The following is a 3303-nucleotide window of genomic DNA, read 5'->3' as shown; positions in this document are numbered from 1 at the left end:
ACGAATGCCTACTCGGAAGATCACAAGGGGGATTTACCAGTGAAGTCGCGTTGCTTCATCCCCTGACAGCATAGCAGAGGACCCGTACGCGCCCCCTCGTCGGCAAGTGTGGAATCACCGATAATGCGGGCTGCTCATCAGGTACTGACTGCGACCATTTTGTTAAATAAGACGCTCAATTTTCGGCTCGCCATTATTTGCTTAGCCACGGCCTCTATTGGATTGTCTATGGCAATAATCAGTATTGCCAAGCTTTTGCTGGTGCTTTGCGGGCTCGCTACCCTGCTGGCCATGCGACAAACCGGGCAATACAAGAATCCGCTTGCAGGGTTGCGCGTACCAATCGCCGTGCTGGTCATCCTGTTCGCGTTCACGCTTAGCCTGATATGGACCGTTGCGCCACTGACCGATGCATTGAGCTCGGTTGGAAAATATGGCAAGCTGCTTGAGATCATCCTGATCGTATTTCTTGTTCGCGATGCGCGTGAGGCGATGTGTGCGTTTGCCACATTTGTTGCTGCACAGGTATTTTTGCTGGCCGGTTCCTGGATGCTTTTTTTCCATCTCCCGGTACCCTGGGCAACTTCCAATATGGCGCTGACAAACTACGCCGTATTCTCCAGCTATCTGGACCAGAGCATCATGAGCGGAGTGTTCGCAGCGGTCTGCTGGCATTTACGCGCCCTCTTCCCCGGGCGCTTTGGCCCACATTTCGCTGTATTGGCCGCGATCTTGGCGCTGTGCAATGTATTTTTTGTGCTGAGTGGCCGTACCGGGCACGTGGTGGCAATCCTTTTGCTGTCGAGCGCCATCATGTGGGAACTACCCAAGCGCTATCGAATAGTCACTGTACTTCTGCCTTTTATCTTTCTTGTAGCTCTCTCATTTGGTTCATCCAAAATGCACCAGAGAATTGTGGAAGCGCAGACCGAAATAAAGTCTTTTTCCTTTAAAAAGGGGGCCGATATAGCAACCGGTTACGGCGCAGTATCCAGCTCTTCAGGCATCCGGCTCCATTTTTGGCACAGGGCGGTGCAGTCGATTGGCGACAACCCGATTCTGGGCGCCGGGGCCGGGAGCTGGGCAAGCGAATACAACCGGCTTGAGCAACGGGAAAAGCAGGATTACAAGCCTGTACAAAACGGAAATCCGCATCAGGAATACCTGCTGTGGGGTGTTCAGCTGGGCATTCCGGGAATTGCCCTACTTTGCGGGTTGATGTTTTCGATCTTCAAAGATACCGCCGGGATGGACAAACCATATGCCCGGGCGGTGCAGTCCACTTTGTTGGCACTGGCCGCTTCGTGCTTTTTCAATGCATCCATTTATGACGCGCTGATCGGGGATTTTTTCTGTGTATTGCTCGGTTTGCTGCTGGTTTTAGGGCTCCGCAGCCCGACGCACGAATCTGCTGGTCAATCCAAAAACGAAGCAACAGCATGAGCAGCAGCACAGAAAAAGGCTCCTTGAATTCACCATCAAAGCCGTCCCTGCAGCACAGGATTGCGAGAGTCTGGCCTTATTTCAGCAGCTCACGCGGTGGATGGGCATTAGCCATTGGCGCCACTATCGTGGCTTCGGCAACCGAGCCGTTTGTACCGGCATTACTCAAGCCACTCCTGGACCGGGGATTTCAGCGGGACTCATTCAATCTCTGGCTGGTTCCACTGACATTGATGCTGCTATTCACCCTGCGGGGACTCTCCGGGTTTCTGGCGCAGTACGCCCTGGCCAAGGTCACCAACGAGGGCCTCCAGTCGCTGCGCCGGGCGATGTTCGGCAAACTGCTGAGCTCGCGCCTGTCGCTGTTCGCGGACCAGTCCTCCAGCGCCATCGCCAACACCGTTGTCTACGAGGTGTTCAACGGCTCGTCGATGATGATCAATGCGGTCATGAAGCTGGCGCGCGACGTTCTCACGCTGGTGGCCTTGGTGGCTTACTTGCTCTTCCTGAACTGGAAGCTGATGCTGATCGTCTCCTTGCTGTTCCCAGCCGTCGCGCTGGTGATTCAGCTACTGACGCGCCGCCTTTACCGGCTGACCCGCGAAAGCCAGGTGGCCACGGACAACCTGGCCTATGTCGTCGAAGAGAACGTGCTGGCTCACCGCGACGTGCGGCTGCATGGCGCGCAGGCCGGTCAGGCTTCGCGCTTCGAGGCGCTGAGCAACACGCTGCGGCGGCTGTCCATCAAATCCACCGTCGCCTACGCAGGCATGAGCGCCATCACCCAGGTGCTGGCCGCAATGGCGCTGTCGGCCGTCATCTCCATCGCCCTGCTCCAGGGCTCGGAAAACACCACCACTGTGGGCGGCTTCGTGGCCTTCGTGACGGCCATGCTGCTGCTGATCGCCCCCATCAAAAGCTTGTCCGACGGTGCCACGCCCATCACGCGCGGGCTGGCGGCGATCGAGCGCGGGCTGGACCTGGTCGACCTCATCGAGGACGAAAGCAGCGGCAGCTTCAGCACGGCCAGGGTCGCCGGCGACATTGAATTTTCAGGCGTCAGCGTTGTCTACAAGCCGGATACGCCGCCGGCGTTGGACGGCATCAGCCTGGCGATACGCGCCGGCGAGACCGTGGCGCTGGTCGGCTCGTCCGGTTCTGGCAAGACCACGCTGGCCAGCCTGCTTCCGCGCTTTGTCGACTACAGCGCCGGCAGCATACTGCTGGACGGCACGGAACTACGAGACTGGGACCTGGCTTCGCTGCGCTCGCAGTTCGCCTTCGTAAGCCAGCACGTCGTCATGTTCAACAACAGCATGGCCTTCAACGTCGCGCTGGGTCAGTCTTTCGACAGTGACAAGATCGTGCGCTGCCTGACCGCCGCCAATCTGGGCCAGTTGCTCGAGGAACTGCCGCAGGGCATAGACACCGTGCTCGGCCACAACGCCATGCAGCTGTCCGGCGGCCAGCGCCAACGGCTGGCGATTGCCCGGGCACTGTACAAGGATGCGCCCGTGCTCATCCTCGACGAAGCCACCTCGGCCCTGGACACCGAGTCGGAAAAAGCCGTACAGGAAGCCATACAGCGGCTGGCCGCGGGCCGCACCTCGCTGATCATCGCCCACCGGCTGTCCACCATCCAGCATGCCGACCGCATCATCATGATGAACGCCGGCCGCATCGTCGAGCAAGGCAGCCATGCTGAGCTGCTCCAGAACAACGGCGCTTATGCCCACCTTTACCGCCTGGGCTTCCAGGGCGCAGCCTAGAAAGTCATTCCCGATGCCAGTCTCCATCAGCGGCTTTACCTTTATTCGCAACGGCGTGGGCCTGGGCTTTCCCTTTGAGGCCTCCATCCGC

Annotated in this window: 2 protein-coding genes; both read left to right on the top strand. The window is 58.6% G+C overall.

The features are described from left to right. Nucleotides 1-228 precede the first annotated feature (228 nt). Nucleotides 229-1443, top strand: a complete 1215-nt coding sequence (locus AC1D1P_RS18575; RefSeq protein ID WP_477669493.1) for an O-antigen ligase family protein — start codon at nt 229-231, stop codon at nt 1441-1443. Further along, on the top strand, nt 1440-3212 hold the full coding sequence (msbA, locus tag AC1D1P_RS18570; protein WP_477673983.1) for a lipid A export permease/ATP-binding protein MsbA: 1773 nt from the start codon (nt 1440-1442) through the stop codon (nt 3210-3212). The genes AC1D1P_RS18575 and msbA overlap by 4 nt, the downstream gene beginning before the upstream one ends. Nucleotides 3213-3303 lie beyond the last annotated feature (91 nt).

This window comes from Polaromonas sp. P1_E1_2 (assembly GCF_056406035.1).
The sequence above is the reverse complement of the archived record's forward strand: the minus strand, read 5'-3'. Positions and strand labels throughout refer to the sequence as shown.

What these genes read in the sequence shown, in the direction of transcription:
- AC1D1P_RS18575 (WP_477669493.1), top strand. Translation starts at nt 229, where the DNA reads ATGGCAATAATCAGTATTGCCAAGCTTTTGCTGGTGCTTTGCGGGCTC.
- msbA (WP_477673983.1), top strand. Translation starts at nt 1,440, where the DNA reads ATGAGCAGCAGCACAGAAAAAGGCTCCTTGAATTCACCATCAAAGCCG.